Source organism: Alteromonas sp. B31-7, from assembly GCF_015767655.1.
Taxonomy (GTDB): domain Bacteria; phylum Pseudomonadota; class Gammaproteobacteria; order Enterobacterales; family Alteromonadaceae; genus Alteromonas; species Alteromonas australica.
Genome location: NZ_CP065233.1, coordinates 1,894,593 through 1,917,669 on the forward strand (window position 1 = coordinate 1,894,593; position 23,077 = coordinate 1,917,669).

The following is a 23,077-nucleotide window of genomic DNA, read 5'->3' on the forward strand; positions in this document are numbered from 1 at the left end:
TATGTATGAAAGCAATAGTATGTGACGCCTTTGGTCCCATTGACGATTTACAATATAAAGACGTGGCAGATCCCGTGGCAGAGCCTGGGCACGTTGTTGTTAATGTTGAAGCGGCCGGCGTCAATTTTCCCGATGGCCTCCTTGTGCAAGGGCTATATCAAATGCAGCCTGATTTCCCCTTTGTGCCTGGTAACGAAGTGGCCGGTACCATAGTAGAATTAGGAGAAGGGGTAAGCCATTTACACATTGGGCAAAGGGTCATTGCACTGTCAAATATGGGGGGCTATGCGGAAAAAGCACGCATTGCAGCCACCCATGTGCTGCCTCTTCCTGATGCCATTCACGTTAACGAAGGTGCTGCTTTGGTGACAGCGCATGCTACCGCCCATCACGCGCTCAAACAACGCGCCAAACTGCAGCCTGGCGAGACGCTTGTTGTGACGGGGGCAGCGGGAGGCACGGGATTAGCGGCAGTACAAATTGGTAAAACCATGGGTGCTAAGGTTATAGCCGTGTGTTCTACTGAAGAAAAATTAGCGTTAGCAAAAGAATACGGAGCCGATGTCTTAATTAATTACAAAGAAAACGACTTGAAAGAGACGTTAAAAGAAGTCACTGAAGGTAAGGGCGCTGACGTGGTATATGAATGTGTGGGTGGCGATACCTTCCATGCATGCAGCAGAAGTATGGCGTGGGAAGGACGCTTGCTTGTCGTAGGGTTTGCAGGTGGAGAAATTCCAAAGTTTCCCGTCAACCTTGCCTTGGTGAAAGGCTATAGTGTCATGGGCGTATTTTGGGGGGCATTTACTCAGCACGACCCCAAAGGTTTCGCTCAAAACATGCAAGAGCTATTAACCTGGTATGTACAAGGAAAAGTGAAAGTGGTGGTGGACGAGGCGGTACCTCTTCACCAAGCTACGCAAGCAATGAAAAAAGTGATGAATCGAGAAGTAAAAGGTAAAATGGTGGTGGTGCCATAAACAGCAGCCCACGTTGTTTCTTCAAATAGAAAGGCTCAATATGCCGGGTAACGGACTAACACGTTACTCGGATGCACTTGTCTGTACGGGAAGCACGGCATGAATAAGGTGTATAGTTTTCGTTTTGTTAGATGACTTTGCTGACGCGTCTAAAAAGCGTTTAAGCACCGTTGAAGAGGTTTTTCTGTCGCTACGTGCTTTCTTTAACGGTTGCTCGATAGCGTGGGTTTGAACTTGGTTGTTATAATGTGCAGCCGAGGTGTCAGCGAAACTGGCAGTAGAAAATAATGCACTAACGAAAATACTGCAGCTTACTAATGTAGTGGTACTCTTCGTTTTCATCACTTACTCACAATTATCTATGACAGATTCGTTAAAGACATCAGAGGCGATTGCACTCGCCTCTTTTGTCGGCTTTGTTTGTTCTTAAGTATTACAACTAAAGTCTCGTTACAGGGAAAGGTTTTCGCTCATACCTAGGTATGGGAAACAATACCTTTTATGGCTAAAGACTAAGTTACCACGCAGTAACTCCGCCATCTACAGCAATGGTTTGACCGTTCATGTAACTGTTTCCTGGTGACAACAGTAACAGCATAGTATTAACAATTTCTTGTGGGTCAGCCAAGCGTTTCATCGGGCTTCCCATGCCCAATTGCGCTTGGGCTTCAGGCGTATTATAGCCATCTACATTAAGAATATTGGTTGGGCTGTAAAATGGGCAAATGGCGTTCACCCTTACATTTTTTCTTCCATACTCTACGGCGGCGGTGCGGGTGACACCGGCTACCGCGTGTTTGGCTGCGGCATAAGCAGCGCCTTTAGGGGCACCACCTAAACCTGCTAGCGAGCTAACATTCATGATATGGCCTTGCTTTTGGGCTAGCATAACGGGTATCTGGTATTTCATACCAAACATTACACCTTTTACATTAACCGCAAATTGACGATCTATTATGTCTTCTGTCATTTGATGAACAGGCGCAGGTTGATGGGCAATGCCGGCATTGTTAACCGCAATATCTAGGCGACCAAATTGGTTTACCGCTGCGTCTACCAAGGACTGATTTACGCTTTCAAGGGCTATATCGCCGGCAAGGGTAATAGCGTCACATGATGAGGCTAGCGATTGCCGTACTTCCGTTAACGCATGTTCATTGATGTCACTGAGTACAAGTTTTGCGCCTCGTAGAGCTAGACCTTGAGCTAAAAGCCGCCCAAAACCACTGCCTGCACCAGTAATCAACACGACGTGGTCGCTAAAATCGAGTAATGAATCCATTAGTTAATCCTTTTATCATTGTTGTATAAATGCGATGAGGTGGTGGGCAAGTTCCTCACCTTTATCCTCTTGTACAAAGTGTCCGCCACCTTCTATCGTGGTGTGTGTTACGCCTGAGCATCCAGCTATTCGTTTCTGCATGATGGTATCACCGCCAGCGGTGACAGGGTCTTGGTCGCTGAATGCCGTCATAAATGGGCGGCAAAACTGCTGTAGGTTTTCCCAGGCTTCACGGTTTGCGTTGGACTCTGGGTTATCCGGTGATGTGGGTACAAGGAGTGGAAATGCCCGTGCGCCTGCTTTGTAGCGTTCAGAAGGAAAGGGGGCATCATAAGCCTTCAATGTTGGTTTATTCAGTAGAGATACCGTGCCTTGTTGAATAATTTCTGAGGTGGGAAATTCAGGCACATCTTGTGAAAAGCGACGCCACTTTATAAATGCGTCCGAGGGAGGCTTATTTCCGGTTGGCAGCCCAGTATTTGACGCCATGACGGCAACAAATTTCTCTGGCATGTCGGCGACTAAGCGCAGGCCTAAAAGCCCACCCCAATCTTGACAAAAAAGGGCCACTGGCTGATTAACAACTTGTTGAAACCATTCTTTTAGCCAAATTAGATGCCGCGCATAAGTATAGTCTTTTTGATGCACGGGCTTATCGGAGCGACCAAAGCCAATAAGATCGGGAACGAATACGTTAAAACCTGCATCAACCAGTCGCGGCATCATTTTACGGTACAGATACGCCCAGGTAGGTTCACCGTGTAATAGCACTACGGGGAGTCCGTCATCTGGCCCTGCTTGATAATAGGCCATCACGATCTCTCCCCCCATGGTATCGGTGACGTTGATGTATCGCGGCGGGTAAGGGAAATCAGTGATAAACGAAAAAGCCTCTTCGGGGGTTTTGAGTACTTGCATCTTTATCTCCTTCCAGGTGATGGCATGTCATGTCTTTGTGTAACATTTATGTTGTTTTCTTGCTTTATTTTTTAACAAAAACACTCCCTTTCACTGCTGTCAAATTTTCTGTATCTACCTTATATCGGGCTTTATAGCGCTACCACAGAGCGAAAGAGGCTTGAGTTGAGGTATTAAAAATTATGATGAATGTCTATAACACCAATAAACTTGGATGATTGACATCACTGCAATAACATTCCATTAACGTGAAAAATAGGAAATGGTTATGACGCAAGCAGAAAATAATGCAGTTATGTACGAGGTTAAGGATGGGGTTGCTAAGCTAGTAATGCAAAGCGCGCCTGTAAACGCGTTGTCTCGTGCACTTCGAATGGGATTGATTGATGGCGTCACCAATGCATTGCAGGATGACAGCGTTTCTACGATTGTCATAACGTCTTCGCTACCTATATTTTCTGGTGGCGCGGATATTAGCGAATTTTCAGGTGGCGATTTGTCGCCTATGCTACCTGAAGTGCTAGACAAAATTGAACATGCTAGCAAGCCTGTAGTGGCAGTGTTACCAGGGCCCGCATTCGGTGGGGGATTAGAGTTGGCGCTGGCCTGTCATCACCGAATCACTTTCGCATCAAACAAGGTAGGTCTACCGGAAGTCAATTTAGGTATTTTACCCGGAGCCGGCGGAACCCAACGACTTCCCCGTTTAGTTGATGCACAAACAGCCCTTACTATGATTGTTACGGGCAAACCTACGCCAGTCACCAAACTTCCAGGGGTATTTGATAAAATTTCTGAAACGCCAGAGTCGTTACTCGCAGATACACGTGACTACCTTTCTTCTCTTAATGGCAGTAATGCCATTAAGCGTACCTGTGACATTACTTTATCGATGGACGAGAAGACCCAAGCGGTTTTTGATGCGGTTACACAGCAAACTCAAAAGACAACAAAGGGCTTCTATGCGCCGTTAAAATGCATTGAAGCCGTGCGAGGCGCTTATACGTTAGCATTCGAAGATGGCCTTAAGAATGAAAGTAAGTTGTTTTTGGCATGTATGGCCACCCCACAGGCGCGTGCCCAGCAACATTTTTTCTTTGCGGAACGTGCAGCAGGTCACGTGAACGACTTCGATAAAAGCACCCCTGAACGCGCCATTAATCGCGTAGCTATTATCGGAGCAGGCACCATGGGTGGCGGAATTGCAATGAATTTCGCGAATGCAGGTATTCCGGTCACGTTATTAGAATTGAAAGAAGAGGCCCTTGAAAAGGGCCTTGCGTTAATTCGTAAAAATTACGAAAACTCAGCCAAAAAAGGCAAGTTGACCCAAGCACAAGTAGAAGCCCGAATGTCTCTGCTTTCCGGTACCACGGCTTATGAAGATTTAGCGGATGTTGATCTTGTTATAGAAGCCGTGTTCGAAAAAATGGAAGTGAAGAAAGCCGTATTTTCTACCCTTGATAGCGTGTGTAAACCAGGTGCCATTCTCGCCTCAAACACCTCTACACTCGATATTGACGAAATTGCGACGGCCACTTCACGCCCAGAAGACGTTATAGGTTTGCACTTTTTCTCTCCAGCAAATGTCATGAAATTGTTAGAAGTCGTGAAAGCCGAGAAAACAGCGCCTGACGTGATTAAAACCTGCATGAAAATGGCAAAGAAAATTAGGAAGGTGGCCGTGCTTGTGGGCGTCTGCTTTGGCTTTGTAGGTAATCGCATGATTGAACCTTACGGTCGTGAAGCAAATAGGCTTTTGCTTGAAGGTGCCAGCCCAGAGCAAGTTGACCGTGTACTTACCGAGTTTGGTATGCCAATGGGGCCATTCACCATGGGGGATATGGCCGGATTAGATATTGGCTATTACGTTCGACAATCTCGTCAAGAACATATATCTCATGATCCAGCCTACGGCGCGGTAGCCGACCGATTAGTGGAAATGGGGCGCAATGGATTAAAAAGCGGTCGGGGCGCGTATCAATACGAACCAGGCAGTCGAGTGCCGATTCCAGATCCTGAAGTGCTTGACATCGCTAAGAAAGAAGCTCATCGGCTTGGCGTGAAACAACGCTCAGACATCAGCGACGAAGAAATATTAGTCCGGGTAATGTTTACTCTCATAAATGAAGGCGCTTGCATTTTAGAAGAAGGTATAGCTGCAAAATCCAGTGATATCGATGTGATTTATGTATACGGCTATGGCTTCCCTGTTTATCGAGGAGGCCCCATGCAGTATGCCGATGAAGTCGGCTTAGGCACTATTTTAGATAAGCTTGTAACCTATCGAGATCAACTGGGCGACTACGGCGACATGTGGCTACAGCCTAGCGATTTACTCATCTCATTGGCCAAAGACGGTGGCACTTTTAAGCACTACCAAAAGTAAGTCAAATAACAGCTAAAGATAAGGAATTACTATTATGCGCGACGCAGTTATTGTCAGTACCGCAAGAACGCCTATTGGGCGTGCCTATAAAGGGGCATTAAACAACTTACCCGCCCCGTCACTGGGTGGCCATGCTATTGCTAACGCTGTGGCGAAAGCGGGTATTGAGTCAGCAAGTGTTGACGACGTTATTATGGGCGCGGCCTTAACGCAGGGCAGTGGTGGCATGAACATTGGCCGACTGGCCGGGCTAGCAGGAGGGTTGCCCGTGACGGTGGCTGGCATGACCCTAGATCGCCAGTGTAGCTCTGGCATGTATGCCATTGCCACCGCAGCAAACGCTATCCGAACGGGCGATGCTAATGTCATGGTCGCTGGGGGGTTAGATTCTATCTCGTTAGTGCAAAACAAAAACATGAATATGTTTCGTGCGGTAGACCCTGCACTTGTCGCTAAGCACAAAGATATTTACATGCCGATGCTGCAAACGGCCGAGGTGGTGGCCAACCGCTACAACATCAGCCGTGATGTCCAGGATGAATATGGTTACCAAAGTCAAATGCGCACGGCCGCAGCACAAGATGCTGGAAAATTTGACGATGAAATTGTCCCCATTACTGCACAACAGGCGCTATTCAATATAGAGACAGGTGAAACTTCATTCAAAGAGGTCACACTTTCGAAAGATGAAGGAAATCGTCCTCAAACCACCCTTGAAGGCCTAAATAGCTTAAACCCTGTTATTGAAGGCGGGTGCATTACGGCGGGTAATGCCAGTCAGTTATCCGATGGCGCAAGTGCTACCGTTATGATGGACGAACATTCAGCCGCTCAGGGGAGTGTTCAACCCCTGGGTATTTACCGGGGAATTGCCGTGGCAGGCTGTGAACCGGACGAAATGGGCATAGGACCAGTGTTTGCTATTCCTAAGTTGTTAAAACAGCATGGCTTGACCATGGACGACATTGGTTTATGGGAGCTTAACGAGGCGTTTGCGGTACAGGTGCTGTATTGCCGCGATAAATTGGGTATTCCAGATGAATTATTAAATGTAAACGGCGGTGCCATTTCAGTGGGTCACCCTTATGGCATGAGTGGCGCGCGTATGGTGGGCCATGCCCTCATTGAAGGTAAGCGTCGCGGTGCGAAGTATGTCGTTTGCACTATGTGTATTGGTGGCGGAATGGGCGCTGCTGGTTTATTTGAAGTTCTATAGGTAATTGATATGGAAGGTTATAAAGCTCCACAACGAGATGCCATGTTTGTCACACATGAGCTGTTAGATTATCAACGTCATTATCAGGCGTTAGGTTTTGACGAAGCGTCTGAAGATTTGGTTTCTGCGATATTTGCAGAGGCAGCAAAATTTTCTGAAAACACACTTGCGCCAATCAACCAATCGGGCGATGAAGAAGGGTGTACATGGAATGACGGCAATGTGACAACGCCAAAGGGATTTAAAGAAGCGTACCACACCTATGTAGAGGGTGGCTGGCCAAGTATGGCACACCCTGAAGAGTTCGGTGGGCAGCAATTGCCCTATTCTTTAGCCTCTATTATTGCCGAATGGTTTTCCGGTGCTAATCACTCGTGGGCCATGTATCCAGGCTTAAGCCAAGGCTGTATGGAAACCTTAAAGGCGCATGGAACTGAGCAACAACAAACCATGTTTTTGCCAAAGCTTATTAGCGGCGAATGGACAGGCACAATGTGTTTAACTGAAGCGCATTGTGGGTCAGATCTTGGTATGCTTAAGTGCCGAGCTGAACCTCAGGATGATGGTACTTATAGCTTAACCGGTACCAAAATATTCATCTCAGCCGGTGAACACGATATGTCGGAAAATATTGTTCATATCGTGTTAGCTCGCTTGCCGGGTGCCCCTGAAGGAACCAAAGGTATCTCTTTATTCGTGGTGCCTAAGTTTAACGTTTCTGATGATGGCGAAAAGCAGGATAGAAATGCGGTAACCTGTGGCAGTATCGAACATAAAATGGGAATTAAAGCCAGTGCCACTTGTGTGATTAATTTCGACGGTGCAAAAGGCTATTTGATTGGCCCTCCTAATCGCGGTCTCAATTGCATGTTTACCTTCATGAATACAGCACGTATTGGAACAGGGCTTGAAGGGCTGGCTGCCTCTGAAGCCGCGTTTCAAGGCGCCTTACGCTATGCGAAAGATCGTGTTCAATTTCGTTCGTTAACGGGTCGCAAGAACCCAGACGGTCCAGCCGACGCTATCATTGTGCATCCTGATGTTCGTCGTATGTTACTTACGCAAAAAGCGTTTGCAGAAGGGAACCGAGCTTTAGCGGCCTACTGCATGCAAATGGTTGATGTGACAATGTACAGTGACGACGCTGCGGCAAAACAAGTGGCTGAAGCAAAGCTGGCTTTCTTAACGCCAATAGTTAAGGCGTTCCTCACCGAAACAGCGCAAGAAACAACAAGCTATGGTATGCAGGTGTATGGCGGGCATGGCTTTATTAAAGAGTGGGGCATGGAACAATTAGCGCGAGACACGCGTATTTGTACTATGTACGAAGGTACTACGGGTATTCAAGCTGTAGACCTATTGGGTCGCAAGGTCATGGGCTCGAATGGTGAATTGCTCAATGTGTTCGTTCAAGAAGTGCGTGACTACTGTAACTCTCTTCGTGATAACGCACAATTTAGTGCGTGGACCAATGCACTCAGTTCACACTTAGACGAGTGGCAGCAAATTACCTTAGACATTAGCAAAGCGGCCGCGTCAAACCCTGATGAAATTGGGGCCGCATCGGTTGATTACTTAATGTATTCAGGTTATGTCACCGTGGCTTACTTCTGGCTAAGAATGGCAGTGAAAGCTCAAGAGCAACTTGATGCTGGCAGCACGGAAAGTGAATATTATCAAAGTAAAATTTTAACCACGGGCTTTTACTTTGACCGGCTACTAACTCGTACCCGCTCTTTGGTTTCAGCCATGCAGTCAGGCGCAGATAACTTAATGGCTATGCCTGAGAGTATGTTTGCCATTGAATAGCAATAGCATGTAGGTGCGATACAAAAAAGCCGAGTGAATACTCGGCTTTTTTGTTTTTCAACGCTGCATATTAACCCTTCACAAACCCAGCCCACAAAAGAGTGTGGCTCCTTTCGGAGCCACCAGTACGGCATCTTGCCGTGACCATGTTGAAACGACTATCACATGGTTTGTGAAATTGTTGTTTTAGATACGCTCGTTAAGCTCTGTAGAGATAGGGTTTGATTGTAAACCTTGCTCTGCAATCCACGCTTGTAACGTTTTGCCGTCTGCTTCAGGCGCCTGAAGGTCTTTGCTTGGCATTTTCTTAACAAGTAGTGTGCCTACTTCAACCGCGTTGTTTACTAGTGCAGTGCGAATAAGGCTGTTGCCGTTACACGAAACACCTGAGTAGTAATCGCGAAGTTTCATTTTGTAGTCAGACTGTACACGACGCATTTTTTTACGAAGTTCGCCTTTGTCATCCGCTTGTACAATTGTACAAATGTTAGCGAGTGCTTCGTTTACATCAGCGTGCGCCGCGTTAGAAATAGTTAGAGATGTAGCTGCAATGATTAGTGAAGTTTTAACAATTTTCAACATGGTTAATTTCCTTCGGTTGTTGTTGTTTGGTTCGGGAATAATTAAAGCGGATCTGTGGTGGTCAGAAAACATGCAGACCAATAACAAGGTATTTAAAATAATACCTTAATCTAAAGTCTACTATGGGAGAACTTCTATAAAATCTCATTAATACAATGAGTTATTGGTTGGTAGTGATTTTGGGGGACGTTGAAATATACTTAGCATAAAGTTTAATAAAAAGGCTTTTTTAAGAAAAAACAGCGAAAAAGTGCTTTAAAAAGAAGAAAAATAATAAAACAACGCTCATTAAAGAAAGTGGGCGAGGTATGGAAGGTGGGCGAATGAAATGACGTTGAAATGAGGGGGGGCCTAAGTGCAACCACATTACCGTTTGCACTTAGGCGTTTAACGAAAAGAGAAAGAGCCTAGTTTTCTAATAAGGCAGCCGCTGTGGTTTCGTTGGTAATAAGCGCATTGATTAACTTGGAGCGAAGTGCGCCTAAGATAGCGTCTCGCTTATTCATGCCTGATGCAATACCCACCACTGGCCTACTGTTCGATAACGACAGTTCACTGCTGGTCACCCGCTTATTGATTTTACAATCCACGATGGCACCTTCGCGATTGTATATCCAGCTAATGATTTCTCCCGCAGCACCCACTTCAGACAAATACGCCATTTCTTCATCGTCAATAAAACCATCAACATGTAGTGGAGATGTGCTTCCTAAGTTCCCAATGCCGACAAAGGTGATATCTGCTTCTTTGGCCAGTGCATGAATACGGGCCACGTGGCTTTGTTGGTGTAGCACGTGTTTCTCTGCTTCAGAGTTTGCAATAACAGGCAGTGGCATAGGGTAGTGTTGTGCTTTAACTCTATCGGCAATATGCACCGCTACGTCGTAGCGTGTTGCTTCTCCATTATTGGCAATATTACCCACTAAAGACACTATCTTATGCTGAGGACAATGTAATAAGGATAACTCATCTGCACAGGCACGAAGCACCCGACCTGTACCAAATGCAATGGTCTTCGGTGTCTCGCTTCGAAGCGTGCGTTCTATCACTGCGGCGCCAGCTTGTCCAAGGCCAAGGGTCGAGTTGGGATCTTCGGTTATAGCAGGCACCACATCGCAAAACTGAAGGCCGAATCGCTCTTTAATGGCCTTCGCCAATTCCATACATCTTGCTATTGGGTGTTCAAGGCGCACTTTAACCAGCCCTTCAGACATAGACAGCGCCACTAAACGTTGAGCGCTCTGCCGTGAGATATTCAGCATTTTCGCAATTTCGTCTTGGGTTTTACCGCCTACGTAGTAAAGCCATCCGGCGCGCGCAGCGTCGTCTAGTTTTTGGCTATCGTGTTGTTGCTTCTTACTCATTTATTCATCTCATTATGTCTTAGGTTTGCGTACTGCGAAAAAAACACGCCCCAACTGTCTAGTATGTCAACATCGTTACACGCTGGCGCGGTTAAGTGGCTGCCACCTATATAATGCAGTACATGCATATTCGCCGCTCGTGCCGCTTGAATACCTGCTAAAGAGTCTTCAATAACCAAACAATCCTCTGGTTTCACCCCCATGGAATCGGCCGCCAGTAAAAACAAGTCTGGAGCCGGTTTCCCGTTGGCCACCATAGAGCGTGTAAATTGTTTGTTCTCAAAATAGGGTGTTAGCCCTGAACAGGCTAAGGCATGTTGGGTACGTGATTGAGAACTACTTGTGGCCAGGCAATAGGGCACGTGTAAGTTGTCCAGTACTGAAAGTACACCGGGGGAAGCGTGTAGATGAGACTCGAATCGAGCTTGTAGTTGCTGTTGGAATTGATTGACTACCTGTTCGGTAAGCTCGAAATTGAAATCTTGCTTAACCTGACTCTCAACGTGTTGCATGCTTTTACCGAGAAATCTGGAAACAAAATACGTGTCGGTAATGGTGATGCCATAGTCATTCAGTAACGATTGCCAGGTTTGCATTGATAAACATTCACTGTCGATTAACACGCCATCGCAATCGAAAATAACAAGTTTGATGTCCGACACCAACGCCGTCTCCTTTGTTTACTCCGCCCTCTACACGTGGAGGGGGAAACCGAGGTTCCTGAACCTAGTTTTTATAACAAGTGCCTTTGCGCTTGCTAAAACTGTGAGCAATGGCCGCATGCGGTGAATATAATTTCACTTTCACACTGCACTAGCAAGTAGGGATTTACGTAATTCTAACACTTTTCCCCTATTTGCATAAATAAGCGCGAAAACAGGGGTTTGTGGAGAATAAAATTCTCACTAAATGAAACGCCTTGTAAAAATTAGCGCCAATGCCCCCGTTAATCGTCAATTTCGATTAACGAAATAGTAACGAATATTTTGTTAAATCCGTTTACAACTGTTTATTGATATGCGAGTATCCGCGCTGAGCAAATAATTATAGTATTGGCATATGCTCAATATTAATAAGGCTGAGCAGTACGCTGTTCTTTGTTATTAACATTGATGTATATAAAAGTAACAACAAGACCCTAATTGAACTAACGCCGGCTATCTATCTGAACAACAACATCAAAGATAGTCGTGAAGTTAGTAGGAATCGAAGCGAGAGAAAAATGAATTCGACTTCAGAAAAAGTAGATTTTTCGCAAATTAGCGATGAGCAGTTGCCGGTTGCAAAGCATGAGCTTAAGGGGTGGAAACACTTCATGGGCCTGTATGCCGGTGAGCACGTAGCGGCCACAGAATTTGTCTTTGGCGCAACGTTCGTGGCACTCGGTGCTACCATGACAGACATTCTATTGGGCTTACTCATTGGTAATTTATTGGCCGTGTTAAGTTGGACACTGATTACCACGCCTATCGCAGTCGAAACTCGATTAAGTTTATATACTTACTTGCAGAAAATTGCAGGTGACTCGATGACCAAGCTCTATAACTGGGCAAATGTCATCATCTTTACGGTTATCTCAGCTGCTATGATTACGGTGTCGGCTACCGCCGTTCGATTTGCCCTAGGCATCCCAGCCCAGCTCAATTGGTACCCCACAAACATGGCATTTGTTGCCGTAGTGTGTGCAGTGGGTGTTATCGTGGTTTTTGTGGCTATGTATGGCTTTAACGCGGTGTCTGACTTTTCACGTATTTGTGCGCCTTGGCTATTTACCATGTTCATCGCCGGCCCCTTGGTGCTTATGCCCGCATTAGCAGACGCTGTTATTGGCCAAACGTTCCTTACCAGCTGGGGCGACTTTATGCACATAGGCAGTACGTCTGTGTGGACGGGATTAACCCAAAGTGGTGAGCCTGGCATTGGTTTGCTCGAAGTCATTGGTTTCTCTTGGGCAGCCAATACTATTACCCACTTCGGTCTTATCGACATGGCGCTACTTCGTTACGCGAAGAAAAAACGTTATGGTCTATGCACCTCTGCGGGTATGTTGTTTGGGCACTATATTGCGTGGATTTCTGCAGGCATCATGGGTGCTGGTACAGCTGTAATTGTACAAAAATCTATTGTAGAACTCGATCCAGGCGACGTTGCATTCCACGCGTTGGGTTTATCAGGGTTAGTCATTGTTATTGTAGCGGGATGGACAACAGCAAATGCTAACTTGTATCGCGCAGGCTTAGCAGCCCAAGCCATATTTAAAGACAAGTCTCGTAATAAGACTACCGCAATTGTGGGCTTAGTGACTGTTGCTATCGCGTGCTTCCCGTTTGTCTTTACAAAGCTTCTTCCACTTTTAACCTATGCTGGCTTGTTAGTTGTTCCAGTGGGCGCCATTGTTTTTGCCGAACACGTTATTTTCCCACGCATTGGTTACACCCGCTATTGGGCACACTTCCAAAGCCTGACCCATAGTACTCCTGCTGTAGCTAGCTGGGGACTAGGTTTGGTTTTCGGTTTTGGTCTAAATGCGTTGGATGTTATTTCGTTCTATTACCTATTTATTCCAACCTGGTTCTTTACCATCTTTGTGTACACAGTATTGGCAGCCAAATATGGCGCTAAACGTGAGTACCCTCAAGAAGAAGCGCAAATGGCATCGTTTGATCAAAAGGTAGAGGCTCATCATCAGATGCAGGCCGACGCGCTACCTGATCACGTAGAAGATACATCATTGGTGTCTCGTGTACTAAAAGTGGTTTCTGTTTCAAGTTTATTTATCACTATAGCCTTGGCGCTTAATACATTTTCATTCAGTGCAGATGTCACTGGCTACGAAAGTAACCGTGAACTTTTCTTCAATATCGCTTTTGCATGCACGGTTATTTATTTCATCACTGCTTACTGGGCAATGCGTCGCCAGAAGGCACTTGCAAAATAAGGGGTTATTATGCAGTCGCAATCAAGTTTTCGCTTACGTCAATCTAGCCTTTCTACGTTGCCTAGCCACATAGAAATTCCACAGTATGACGCAAGTAAGGTTATAACCGGCATTGTTCACATCGGCGTGGGTGGTTTTCACCGCTCACACGAGGCTATGTACGTCAACAATTACATGAATCAAACAGGTGACCTTTCGTGGGGAATCTGTGGTGTAGGCTTGCGTGACGCCGACAAAAAAATGCAGGACACGCTAGTGAGTCAAGATTATCTTTACTCACTGGTAGAAAAGCACCCTAGCGGTGAACGTAAAGTCAGTGTGATTGGCGCTATTTGTGACTTTATGATGGCGACTGAAAACCCCGCTGCGGTTATCGACAAAATGTCATCGGAAGACGTAAAAATTGTCTCTCTTACCATTACAGAAGGGGGGTACAATTTTGACCCTGTCACGGGTGAGTTTATTGCAGATAATCCAGATGTACTGCACGACATTGCTAACCCCACCGCGCCAAAGCTTGTTTTTGGTTATTTACTGGCAGCATTGAAAGCACGTAAAGATGCCGGCATTAAGCCGTTTACTATTATGTCATGTGACAACATCCAGCATAATGGTGATGTGCTTAAAGCGATGGTACTGGCTTATATCAACCTCGTTGATGCCGCCTTTGCTCAGTGGGTAGAGGAAAATGTAGCATTTCCCAATTCTATGGTAGATAGGATTACGCCGGCAACCACACAAGATGATATTGCTGAACTTGCGAGCCTTGGCATTGAAGATACCTGGCCGGTCGTTTGTGAGCCATTTCATCAATGGGTTATTGAAGATGATTTTTGCCACGAGCGTCCCGCGTTTGAACAGGTTGGGGCACAGTTTGTTAAACACGTCGCGCCTTACGAAAAACTGAAGTTGCGTATGCTTAATGCGGGGCATTCGGTTCTAGGCCTGGTGGGTTCGCTTGCGGGGTTCGATACTATTCACGGTAGTATGGAAAATACAGCGCTACGGGATATGTTAGGCGAGTTTATGCGAGCGGAGGTGAAGCCTAATTTAGACCCTGTGGGCGATATGGATGTGAATGAGTATGGTCAAATCTTATTGGCACGCTTTGCTAACCCAAATATTAAAGATGCATTATCACGGATATGTCTAGAAAGCTCGGCGAAGATCCCCGTTTTCTTACTGCCAACGCTTAATGATAATTTGGCGAACGATGGAAATATTGATATTTCTGCGCTTGTGCTTGCATCTTGGGCCTACTACAGCCAGTTCCATACCTCGCAACAGGGCAAGGCGCTGGAGGTTCAAGATCAAATGGCGGATGAATTACAATCTGCGGCAAAAGGTTACAACGAAGATAAGCTTGCGTTTCTAAAAGTACGCAGCATCTTTGGTGACTTGGTAGAAAATCCTCGTTTCACCGAAGTATATCAAGGGTATCTATCCAAGCTTCACGAAGGCGTACCCGTGTTAGATATTGTTGAAACCCTGGCACCTCAAGTGTCAAAAGCGAGCTAACCGCTCGCTTTAGCGAATTAAAGGCAAAGAAAAAAGGCGACCTCTCGGTCGCCTTTTAAGTGCAGATTTCTCTGCAACCATGTTGAAATGGCTCACATGGTGTTGTGAATGCTTTATAAGCGGTCGTTTAGTACCGCGGCAATAGGGCTGCTTTCTAAACCTTGCTCAGATACCCACGCTTGTAAGGTCTTTCCATCTGCTTCTGGAGAAGATAAATCGCTCTTTGGCATCTTCTTAACCAGTAATGAACCCGCTTCTACCGCGTTACTTAACATTGCTGTGCGGATAAGGCTGTTACCACTGCAGCTCACGCCAGAGTAATAATCTTTCAACTTCAAGCGATAATCTGAGGCGACGGTACGCATCTTTTTACGTAGTTCGCCTTTGTCGTCCGCTTGAACAATGGTACAAATATTAGCTAATGCTTCGTTTACGTTCGCTTGTGCTAGTCCAGACACGCCGAATGTGGCCGCAATAACTAGAGAAGTTTTAACAATTTTCAACATGGTTAATTCCTCGGTTTTCATTTTATTGTTGTTGGTTCGCTAATCATTAAACGTAAAAACCGGGGCTGTGAATACGGGTTTGATGATACTTAGGTATGTATTTTAATAATTAAGCAGGGCGTTAATCACAATATCAACACCATAGTGAAATGAGAGAAGACCGTTAAAGTTAAACACCTGACGATGTCACTCCAACATAGTGTTGGGCTTGTGAGTAGCGCACGTTGAAAGAAAGAAGAAGGTAGGCGAGGACACTCATCGCGGGCGTTTAAGCATATCCACTCTAAGTGCTAAAATAACGCCGTTTATCTAGACGTTAAATGAAAAACGTCTCAATAAACGGCGTTGTTAGCATACAAATTCAGTGACAGCGGCCATCGACAAGGGCGTTTATTTGCTGATACCTAAAAGGCGTCAATACTTATAGCGTATTGCCTCACTCTAGGTTTAGGGTGGCTATCGGTATTATGAGTGACTTTTGAAATTGCTTGCCACTTCCATAATCTGTTCCCGCATCCACATATGTGCATAGTCGTGATCGGCGCTTACGTGCCAATAAAGATAGTATTCTACTGGCGCCAGGTCGAAGGGCAGTTCGTAAATGGCTAAATCATAGTGCTTGGCTAAGTGAAACGGTAAGCAAGCAATGAGATCCGTTTTTACTATGGTGCTGGGTACGGTTAAAAAGTGTTGACCCCGCATCACTTCTTTACGGCGCTTGCCCATTTTATCTAACGCGATATCTATAGGCCCGGCCCCCGACTTACGTTGGGAAACATTGATATGGCCTAGTCGCAAAAAGGTGTCTAAATCTAATCCGTTTTTAAGGGCAGGGTGGTTCTTTCTTGCCAGAACGACAAAGCGGTCTTGGGCAATTTTTTCTTTACATAAATGCGGGTCGGTAAAGGTAGACGCGTCAGCAAAAAAGTCCAGAGTACCGCTTGCCATAGCAGAGACCACCTGACTGCGAGGAATTTCGTAGTTAGTAATACCTATATTAGGCGCAAGATTTTGTAGGCGAGCGACAAGCCTAGGCATAATGCTAGCTTCCAACAAATCGCGACTGGCAAAATTAAATGATTTTTCTGCGGTAAGCGGGTCGAAGGTGTGGCTTTCTTGCACACTTTTTCGCAGCAGTGCGAGGGCTTGTCGGGCGGGCACGATGATATTTTGCGCTACGGGCGTGGGTGTCATGCTATGACCGGTACGAACAAATAAGGGGTCGTTTAACATCTCTCTCAAACGTGCCAGAGAATTACTTACCGCAGGCTGAGTAATACAAAGAACATCTGCTGCTTTTGTTAGGCTTCCTGCAGTATATATCGCATCGAATACAGCAAACAGATTTAAATCAATTCTATTCAGATTCATTGAGTATTCCTTTTTTTGGCAATGCTAACCAGTTACATCTGCCCCTGAAGAAAAAGTATTGCGGAAACACAGGGGTCACAATATTTACGTTATTGTAACAAGAATATTTATAAATACCTATTATTAGAAGTTAATTGAAATATTCAACTAAGTAATAGTAGTCTAAACGGCAAAATGTACCTATAGGGATAAAAACATGAAATGTCTCATTGACTTAAAGATCGGCGACACGTTATCGCAGGCAGAATGGATAACCGTCACGCAGCCTATGATTAATCAGTTTGCTGATGCCACGGGAGACCATCAATGGATTCACTTAGACAGTGTGCGGTGTAAGAACGAAAGCCCTTTTAAAACCACGATTGCTCATGGGTTTCTCACGGCCTCACTTATGCCAAAAGCGTTCGCTGAGGTTATTGAAGATTCACCACGTATAGCGTCAACCATCAACTATGGCATAGACAAACTCAGGTTTTTAGAGCCCGTACGATGCAACGACGGGGTAAAGTTTCAATTTACCGTGGTGGGGATTGACGACAAACCTATGGGGGCACTTTATAAGGTTGAGGCTACTGCACAACTGAAGTCATGTGAAAAACCCGCGCTAATAGGTACGTTTTTAATGCTGGCAGTACTAAAATAAAGATAAAAAGCACGTGACTTCATTCGCATGAAGTCACGTGCTTTTTTCCACATTGGAAACGAGTGCCTATTATCGTCTAGGCACACAGTAGGTCATGCTTATTAGTTAGATGCCTCTTGCGCACCTTCTTCAACGGCTTCACCGGCACTTTGAATATCTTCGCCAGCGCCTTCTATTGTGGCACAACCGTTAATACCGCCAAGGGTAGAGGCGAACAGCAGGGCCGTAAATAGGTGTCTTAACTGCTTTGCTTTGGTTAAATTTTCCATCTTTTTTCTCCTTTGAGTTACGTAAAATGATAATGACGGCCAGTGCCCACGATTTATTCGTCGGCGCCGTCTCCCTCTTCAGATTTATCTAGCGAGGGGGAATCTGGGTTTTCTTGCGCCTTACTGTGTTTAGACTTGCTTGCGTTGGTTAACATGTTGTCTAAGTTGTCGCTTCCCTTAGAATTAAAATCCAATGTCCGTATGGGGAAGGGGATAAGAATATCGTTTTCTTCCAAGACACGTTTCACCGTGACAACAGCGTCGTGACGCACCACCATAAAGCCCGGATCGCCGGGGTAACGTATCCAAAACCAAAGTAAAAGATTAATGCTAGAGTCACCGAACCCTTCTGCGTAAACTGCAGTTTCATCTTTTTTAATCACATAATCCTTTTCTCTCATGGCCTCAGTAATTACCTCAGCGGCTTTTTCCACGTCATCGGCATAGGAAATACCAACCGGTACCTCGATGCGTCGATAACCAAGGTAAGAGTAATTCGTGAGTATGTTGCGAAATAAAATTTTATTGGGAATGACTTCCAATTGACCGTAGAAGGTTTCAACCAAGGTATTTCGCAGGTTTATTTCCTTCACGTTACCGAAAACACCATCCGCTTCTATAACGTCGCCAATATCGAAGGGTTTGCGAATACCCATTGCTACCCCAGCAATAAAGTTTTCTGTCATATCTTGGAAAGCGAAGCCGATAGCCAGTCCGACAATACCCGCTCCGGCAAGCAACGAAGTCACTGTGCCTGATAAACCGACAAAATCTAAAGCAATGAAAATACCCGCTACTACAATAACGGCTTTAATGATTGATGTGAGTAGCCCTGCAATTTGGCGCGACTCGAAGGTACGGCGCATGAGTTTGCCCACCCACTTGCCCACAATTTTAGCTAAAAGCCCAAAGCCGATTGCAATTAAAAAGGCTACAACAATGTTAGGTAACAGCGTGATTGCTTTTTCTAACCAGCTTTCAAGTTTGTCGCTAAGTAAGGTGTACACGTCATCAATGTTTGGAAATTCCATACTTTCACTTTGTTGATTCACAATATTGTATTCACCATCAAAAAGTATTCCGCGATTGCGTAATCTGTAAATGTCTGAATTAAATGATGTTATTTGGTTTTCAGTTTTACTCTCAAATCAAGAGTAAGAAATATCTACCTGAGTATCGAAAAATTTACTGGGTAGGATTTATTCACACCGATGCGTCTAAGCTTTGGCGCATTCCCTTGGGAACCGTCCGAGATGCTGATCAAACTTTAGTCTATGTGGTCAGACCATGCGTAAAATTAATGTAAACATATTATTCACAATAAATTTACAAAATGAGTTGGCAGGCATACCATTCATCAGGTAGGTCAAATTTTATTCATGGCCTTACACCATAACAATGAGAAATCGATCAGCTTGTTGCTAACGGAATGTGTGGGTTAAGCCGTTAGTAATGCGCTCAGATTTGGAATCACACTATGAACTTAAAAACGCGTAAAACTGCGGTAGCTGCACTTGTTAGCGCTGCATTGCTGTGCTCACCTTTAAGCGCTTTAGCGCAAGAGTCACAGGACAGCGAAAAAAAAGAAGCAAAAGACGTTGAACTTATTTTAGTGACAGGGAGTTTTGTTCGTCGCAGTGAGAACTTTGAATCACCCTCTCCATTGGCCGTTGTCGACAGTGTAGCGATTGATGCAATTGGTGCAAAAAACATTGCCGATATTACTCAAACCTTAACCATTAATACCGGAGCAGAGAATAACCCTGATGCGTTTACGCAAAATGCAACGGCGGGCACCTCAAATATTAACCTGCGGGGCTTAGGCGTAGCGTCTACCCTCATATTACTCAATAACAAGCGTCAGGTTGTTAATGCTCAACCAACGAACGAAGGGTTAAACTTTGTTGATACCAGCTCGCTGGTTCCCATGATTGCTATTGATAGAATGGAAGTCGTAAAAGACGGTGCTTCTGCGCTATACGGTTCCGATGCGGTCGCCGGCGTTGTGAACTTCATAACCAAGCGAAATTATGACGGCGTTATGGTGAGTGCGGACTACCAAGATGGTGCGCATGGCAACAATAAAGAATATATACTTCAAGGGCTGTGGGGGGCATCTGGCGACAATGGTAATGTGATGGCCGCCATTAGTTACACTAATCGTTCACCGCTATTTCTTAGCGATAGACGCTTGAGCCGCCCAGAAGATGATACGAGTTCACTAGGTAATCCCGCATCTTATTTTCTTAATATTCCTGGCATGGGTGCGCTACCCATCATTGACCCTTATGGTTGTGAAGATTTTGGCGGTTCCCCCAGTTTGTTGGCACCTAGCGGCACAATACCGGGTCTTGATATTGGATTCTGTGGCTTTGACTTTGGTAAGTTCTATTCCTATGTGGCAGATGAAAGTCGCGTAAATACTTATGTTAGTGCCAATTATGAATTTGAAAATGACATTACGTGGACAGCAGAATTCGGCATGGCAAGAAATCGGGCCGAGCGGGGCGGTGCGCCAAGTTTCCCTATTTTAACCTCGCCAATTGTGCCCGATTATCACCCGCAAAATCCCTTTGGACAGTCTGTTGCCTTTTTTGGGCGAGCAGAAGGAAATGGTTTTGAAGGTGACCCAGCCAACACAGAGTCAGATACATTCAGATTTAGTACCAATCTCCAAGGTGTAACTGACAGTGGGTTTTGGGAAATAAGCTATACCCGAGCGGTCAATGACTTTGTCTTCAGTGTGCCGGATGTGCTGAATACTGAATTCCAATTGGCACTATACGGTTTAGGCGGTTCGAACTGTGATCCAGTGGCAGGAACGCCAGGGGAAGGAAATTGTGAGTTTTTTAATCCGTTTGCTACTTCCTACACGTCTTCGCCTAACTCCGACTATGTGGTTGATTCATTCACCGGCAAGCAAGTCATCGACTCTAAGGCTGATCTTGAGGTCATAGAGGCCTTCACGTCATTTGATGTATTTGAAGTTGGTGGTGGTTATGCAGCCCTGGCATTAGGGGTGCAATATCGAGAGAATCAACTATCGCAGGATTACGATGAGCTATCGAATCAAGACAGTTTTACCTTCGTCATTGGTAACCCAGATATCGACGGTAGTCAGGACGTGTGGGCCGCATTTGGTGAATTAGCGCTGCCGCTCACTGATGATTTAGATGTTCAAGTGGCGTTAAGGTATGAGGATTACGGCGGCAATATAGGTAGCACGGTAGATCCAAAGCTTGCAGTTTCTTACCGCGCCTCTGACACCTTGTCGTTTAGAGGCTCTATTTCTACCTCGTTCAGAGCGCCCACGGTGTTTTTAGCACAAGGTGGCGCAACCTCTTTACAGCAGATACTCGATCCCGTGCAAGGTGCGGTGGCTTTTGTTGCCGTGCGAACCTCGGGTAATGAAGAGCTGAAACCTGAAGAATCTACAGCGTACAATCTTGGGATTTCATTTGAGCCATTTAGAGACTTGTCGCTGGAATTAGATTATTGGAACTTTGCATTTGAAGACCTAATTATTCAGGAAAACGCACAGGCGGTATTAAATGCCGATCCTACTGACCCAGACCGAATTGTCCGCGCTGGCGACCCACTCACCGGGCCATTGCTTCAAATTAACAACACCTATGTTAATGCAAGCGAGCTAGAAACGTCTGGTCTGGACTTTGTTGCCAGCTATAAACTGGAAACGGAGGCGGGGAGTTTTACGCCCTCACTGAACGCTACCTATATTACTAAGTACGACCTAAAGGATCCTCAAGCCGGTAATATTGATGGCGCGGGTAGACGTAACTTCAACAATATAGGTGTTTCTTCTCCAGAGTTGCGTATGAACCTGGGTTTAGCATGGCAGCATGACATTCATGCCGCGAACCTATTTGTACGCTATATCTCGTCTTACGATGATGACCAAAATTGTTCAGATGGCACCGCTAACTTAACGGGTTGTGCCGAGGGCTTTTATGAAATTGACAGTCATGTCACGGTAGACGCGCAGTACAATATAGACTTAGGGGCGTTATTTGAAACCTCGCAAAGTTATGTGTTGTCGCTAGGTGGAATCAACCTGTTTGACGAAGATCCTCCACAATTGTTTACCAACAGTGGTTTCGACTCCAAAGTTCATGATCCTAGAGGTCGTCAAATATATGCGCGCCTTGCAATAGAGTTTTAATCATAACAAGCAAGGTACCTAACACAGAAAGTATAAATACCGGCACAGGGTGCCGGTATTTTTTTGTAAACAATTCGCCCCAAGCAAGGAAGTCGAATCTTTTTCTCGTCTACTGAATTTTATCTAGGGCTGGTTTACAGTGTTTATTGGCTTAAACGGAGATTGAAGGAATCACCCATGGCGAACAAATTAACCTCATCAGAAGTTCAACACGCGTTATCGACATTAAATAACACGTTGGAGGAAGGTCAAACTTGGCAACTTGAAAACAATGCCATTGTAAAAACCTTTACCTTTAAAAGTTTTATTCGTGCATTTGGTTGGATGTCTCAAATTGCTATTTGGGCAGAAAAGCTTAATCACCACCCCGAATGGTTTAACGTTTATAACCGTGTAGAGGTAAAATTATCAACACACGACCTTAATGGGCTTAGCGATTTAGACTTTAAACTTGCAGATAAAATGGAAAAGTTATGTGATTAATGTCGGGGATGGCGAACAAAACCGCGCTGAATCGTACGTTCATTGCACATAATGCTGATTAATTGCGCATACAGTCAGAAAAATGAAATATTTCCTCTTGTGGCTCTTGTGTTAGTAAAGTCCCTATGTATAATACGCACCACGTTGAAGGGAGGCAGCAAGAAACGCTGACACCAACAACGAATTTTCTGGCGCGGGATGGAGCAGTCTGGTAGCTCGTCGGGCTCATAACCCGAAGGTCGTAGGTTCAAATCCTGCTCCCGCAACCACAGAAAATGAACGATATATCTACTTAGTTGCCTAATAGATAATAGCAGGTCAAGTAAGTAAAAGTACAGACGCGGGATGGAGCAGTCTGGTAGCTCGTCGGGCTCATAACCCGAAGGTCGTAGGTTCAAATCCTGCTCCCGCAACCACATTTAAGCCCTGGCATTTGCCGGGGCTTTTTTGTCTCTCTTTCTTTTTATTTTATGACTTTTTTGCTGCATGTTATCTCTACGTGACAGCTTGTCTTCAGTGGCTTTCATGCCAGTATCTCGTTATAAAGTAAGTCCTATTTTTATCAAATGATGCGTACCGAGTTTGACTCGTTGTCTATACTTTTTTCTTCTCGCACTTTGAATAATCAT

The 23,077-nt window shown here is 45.3% G+C and carries 19 protein-coding genes and 2 tRNA genes; 11 read left to right on the top strand and 10 right to left on the bottom strand.

Annotated features, from left to right (window positions below; all coding sequences use genetic code 11):
- Positions 1-5: 5 nt before the first annotated feature.
- Positions 6-980, top strand: a complete 975-nt coding sequence (locus IUA53_RS08035) for an NADPH:quinone oxidoreductase family protein (protein ID WP_196899061.1) — start codon at positions 6-8, stop codon at positions 978-980.
- Positions 981-1,043: 63 nt separating this feature from the next.
- On the opposite strand, the gene IUA53_RS08040 is transcribed toward IUA53_RS08035, so the two are convergent.
- The 3 genes from IUA53_RS08040 to IUA53_RS08050 all read right to left on the bottom strand — a co-directional run bounded on the left by IUA53_RS08040 (position 1,044) and on the right by IUA53_RS08050 (position 3,180).
- The gene (locus IUA53_RS08040) at positions 1,044-1,322 is read right to left on the bottom strand and encodes a hypothetical protein (protein ID WP_044057305.1); all 279 of its coding nucleotides are present in this window, start codon (positions 1,320-1,322) and stop codon (positions 1,044-1,046) included.
- Between the two features lie 175 nt (positions 1,323-1,497).
- Positions 1,498-2,262, bottom strand: a complete 765-nt coding sequence (locus tag IUA53_RS08045; RefSeq protein ID WP_196899063.1) for an SDR family NAD(P)-dependent oxidoreductase — start codon at positions 2,260-2,262, stop codon at positions 1,498-1,500.
- 15 nt (positions 2,263-2,277) lie between these two features.
- Positions 2,278-3,180 carry a haloalkane dehalogenase gene (locus tag IUA53_RS08050; protein WP_196899065.1) on the bottom strand — a complete coding sequence of 301 codons (903 nt, stop codon included), beginning with the start codon at positions 3,178-3,180 and terminating at the stop codon, positions 2,278-2,280.
- A 268-nt stretch (positions 3,181-3,448) separates the two neighbouring features.
- On the opposite strand from IUA53_RS08050, the gene IUA53_RS08055 reads away from it, so the two are divergent.
- The 3 genes from IUA53_RS08055 to IUA53_RS08065 are packed head-to-tail and all read left to right on the top strand — an operon-like array spanning position 3,449 to position 8,594.
- The gene (locus IUA53_RS08055; RefSeq protein ID WP_044056892.1) at positions 3,449-5,569 is read left to right on the top strand and encodes a 3-hydroxyacyl-CoA dehydrogenase NAD-binding domain-containing protein; all 2,121 of its coding nucleotides are present in this window, start codon (positions 3,449-3,451) and stop codon (positions 5,567-5,569) included.
- Between the two features lie 34 nt (positions 5,570-5,603).
- Entirely contained in the window at positions 5,604-6,785 is a 1,182-nt protein-coding gene (locus tag IUA53_RS08060) for an acetyl-CoA C-acyltransferase (protein WP_196899067.1), read from the top strand.
- 9 nt (positions 6,786-6,794) lie between these two features.
- On the top strand, positions 6,795-8,594 hold the full coding sequence (locus IUA53_RS08065; protein WP_196899069.1) for an acyl-CoA dehydrogenase C-terminal domain-containing protein: 1,800 nt from the start codon (positions 6,795-6,797) through the stop codon (positions 8,592-8,594).
- Positions 8,595-8,780: 186 nt separating this feature from the next.
- Here the strand turns inward: IUA53_RS08065 and IUA53_RS08070 are convergent, their stop codons facing one another.
- The 3 genes from IUA53_RS08070 to IUA53_RS08080 form a co-directional block, all read right to left on the bottom strand.
- Complete coding sequence (locus tag IUA53_RS08070; protein ID WP_044056895.1) at positions 8,781-9,176, bottom strand: DUF3718 domain-containing protein; 396 nt, start codon at positions 9,174-9,176, stop codon at positions 8,781-8,783.
- Positions 9,177-9,583: 407 nt separating this feature from the next.
- Positions 9,584-10,540 (bottom strand): sugar-binding transcriptional regulator, encoded by a 957-nt coding sequence (locus IUA53_RS08075; protein ID WP_044056896.1) that lies wholly within the window; start codon positions 10,538-10,540, stop codon positions 9,584-9,586.
- Positions 10,537-11,202, bottom strand: a complete 666-nt coding sequence (locus IUA53_RS08080) for an HAD family hydrolase (RefSeq protein ID WP_231401287.1) — start codon at positions 11,200-11,202, stop codon at positions 10,537-10,539. The genes IUA53_RS08075 and IUA53_RS08080 overlap by 4 nt, the downstream gene beginning before the upstream one ends.
- A 560-nt stretch (positions 11,203-11,762) precedes the next feature.
- Between IUA53_RS08080 and IUA53_RS08085 the strand changes: the two genes are divergently transcribed.
- Together IUA53_RS08085 and IUA53_RS08090 are read left to right on the top strand one after the other, a co-directional pair.
- Positions 11,763-13,478: a purine-cytosine permease family protein gene (locus IUA53_RS08085; protein WP_196899073.1), complete on the top strand. Its 1,716-nt coding sequence runs from the start codon at positions 11,763-11,765 to the stop codon at positions 13,476-13,478.
- A gap of 9 nt (positions 13,479-13,487) precedes the next feature.
- A complete protein-coding gene (locus tag IUA53_RS08090; protein WP_196899075.1) occupies positions 13,488-14,996 on the top strand; it encodes a mannitol dehydrogenase family protein in 1,509 nt (502 codons plus the stop codon).
- A gap of 113 nt (positions 14,997-15,109) precedes the next feature.
- Here the strand turns inward: IUA53_RS08090 and IUA53_RS08095 are convergent, their stop codons facing one another.
- A complete protein-coding gene (locus IUA53_RS08095; protein WP_044056900.1) occupies positions 15,110-15,502 on the bottom strand; it encodes a DUF3718 domain-containing protein in 393 nt (130 codons plus the stop codon).
- A gap of 465 nt (positions 15,503-15,967) precedes the next feature.
- Complete coding sequence (locus tag IUA53_RS08100; protein WP_044056901.1) at positions 15,968-16,873, bottom strand: LysR family transcriptional regulator; 906 nt, start codon at positions 16,871-16,873, stop codon at positions 15,968-15,970.
- A 196-nt stretch (positions 16,874-17,069) separates the two neighbouring features.
- Here IUA53_RS08100 and IUA53_RS08105 point away from each other — a divergent pair, with 196 nt between their 5' ends.
- Positions 17,070-17,516 carry a MaoC family dehydratase gene (locus tag IUA53_RS08105; protein ID WP_196899077.1) on the top strand — a complete coding sequence of 149 codons (447 nt, stop codon included), beginning with the start codon at positions 17,070-17,072 and terminating at the stop codon, positions 17,514-17,516.
- A 101-nt stretch (positions 17,517-17,617) separates the two neighbouring features.
- Here the strand turns inward: IUA53_RS08105 and IUA53_RS08110 are convergent, their stop codons facing one another.
- Complete coding sequence (locus IUA53_RS08110) at positions 17,618-17,785, bottom strand: entericidin A/B family lipoprotein (protein ID WP_081869476.1); 168 nt, start codon at positions 17,783-17,785, stop codon at positions 17,618-17,620.
- A 53-nt stretch (positions 17,786-17,838) separates the two neighbouring features.
- Positions 17,839-18,816, bottom strand: a complete 978-nt coding sequence (locus tag IUA53_RS08115) for a mechanosensitive ion channel family protein (protein WP_196899079.1) — start codon at positions 18,814-18,816, stop codon at positions 17,839-17,841.
- A gap of 446 nt (positions 18,817-19,262) precedes the next feature.
- On the opposite strand from IUA53_RS08115, the gene IUA53_RS08120 reads away from it, so the two are divergent.
- The 4 genes from IUA53_RS08120 (at position 19,263) to IUA53_RS08135 (ending at position 22,864) form a co-directional block, all read left to right on the top strand.
- On the top strand, positions 19,263-21,965 hold the full coding sequence (locus IUA53_RS08120; protein ID WP_196899081.1) for a TonB-dependent receptor: 2,703 nt from the start codon (positions 19,263-19,265) through the stop codon (positions 21,963-21,965).
- Positions 21,966-22,142: 177 nt separating this feature from the next.
- The gene (locus tag IUA53_RS08125; protein ID WP_044056905.1) at positions 22,143-22,448 is read left to right on the top strand and encodes a 4a-hydroxytetrahydrobiopterin dehydratase; all 306 of its coding nucleotides are present in this window, start codon (positions 22,143-22,145) and stop codon (positions 22,446-22,448) included.
- 192 nt (positions 22,449-22,640) lie between these two features.
- Positions 22,641-22,717: transfer RNA gene (locus IUA53_RS08130), tRNA-Met, on the top strand.
- A 70-nt stretch (positions 22,718-22,787) separates the two neighbouring features.
- A tRNA-Met gene (locus tag IUA53_RS08135) sits at positions 22,788-22,864 on the top strand.
- Positions 22,865-23,077: the final 213 nt, after the last annotated feature.

Coding starts and splice junctions, on each gene's coding strand:
- IUA53_RS08115 (WP_196899079.1), bottom strand. CDS start 18,816: ATGGAATTTCCAAACATTGATGACGTGTACACCTTACTTAGCGACAAA.
- IUA53_RS08050 (WP_196899065.1), bottom strand. CDS start 3,180: ATGCAAGTACTCAAAACCCCCGAAGAGGCTTTTTCGTTTATCACTGAT.
- IUA53_RS08090 (WP_196899075.1), top strand. CDS start 13,488: ATGCAGTCGCAATCAAGTTTTCGCTTACGTCAATCTAGCCTTTCTACG.
- IUA53_RS08120 (WP_196899081.1), top strand. CDS start 19,263: ATGAACTTAAAAACGCGTAAAACTGCGGTAGCTGCACTTGTTAGCGCT.
- IUA53_RS08075 (WP_044056896.1), bottom strand. CDS start 10,540: ATGAGTAAGAAGCAACAACACGATAGCCAAAAACTAGACGACGCTGCG.
- IUA53_RS08040 (WP_044057305.1), bottom strand. CDS start 1,322: ATGAAAACGAAGAGTACCACTACATTAGTAAGCTGCAGTATTTTCGTT.
- IUA53_RS08110 (WP_081869476.1), bottom strand. CDS start 17,785: ATGGAAAATTTAACCAAAGCAAAGCAGTTAAGACACCTATTTACGGCC.
- IUA53_RS08065 (WP_196899069.1), top strand. CDS start 6,795: ATGGAAGGTTATAAAGCTCCACAACGAGATGCCATGTTTGTCACACAT.
- IUA53_RS08095 (WP_044056900.1), bottom strand. CDS start 15,502: ATGTTGAAAATTGTTAAAACTTCTCTAGTTATTGCGGCCACATTCGGC.
- IUA53_RS08105 (WP_196899077.1), top strand. CDS start 17,070: ATGAAATGTCTCATTGACTTAAAGATCGGCGACACGTTATCGCAGGCA.
- IUA53_RS08055 (WP_044056892.1), top strand. CDS start 3,449: ATGACGCAAGCAGAAAATAATGCAGTTATGTACGAGGTTAAGGATGGG.
- IUA53_RS08045 (WP_196899063.1), bottom strand. CDS start 2,262: ATGGATTCATTACTCGATTTTAGCGACCACGTCGTGTTGATTACTGGT.
- IUA53_RS08060 (WP_196899067.1), top strand. CDS start 5,604: ATGCGCGACGCAGTTATTGTCAGTACCGCAAGAACGCCTATTGGGCGT.
- IUA53_RS08035 (WP_196899061.1), top strand. CDS start 6: ATGAAAGCAATAGTATGTGACGCCTTTGGTCCCATTGACGATTTACAA.
- IUA53_RS08100 (WP_044056901.1), bottom strand. CDS start 16,873: ATGAATCTGAATAGAATTGATTTAAATCTGTTTGCTGTATTCGATGCG.
- IUA53_RS08070 (WP_044056895.1), bottom strand. CDS start 9,176: ATGTTGAAAATTGTTAAAACTTCACTAATCATTGCAGCTACATCTCTA.
- IUA53_RS08125 (WP_044056905.1), top strand. CDS start 22,143: ATGGCGAACAAATTAACCTCATCAGAAGTTCAACACGCGTTATCGACA.
- IUA53_RS08085 (WP_196899073.1), top strand. CDS start 11,763: ATGAATTCGACTTCAGAAAAAGTAGATTTTTCGCAAATTAGCGATGAG.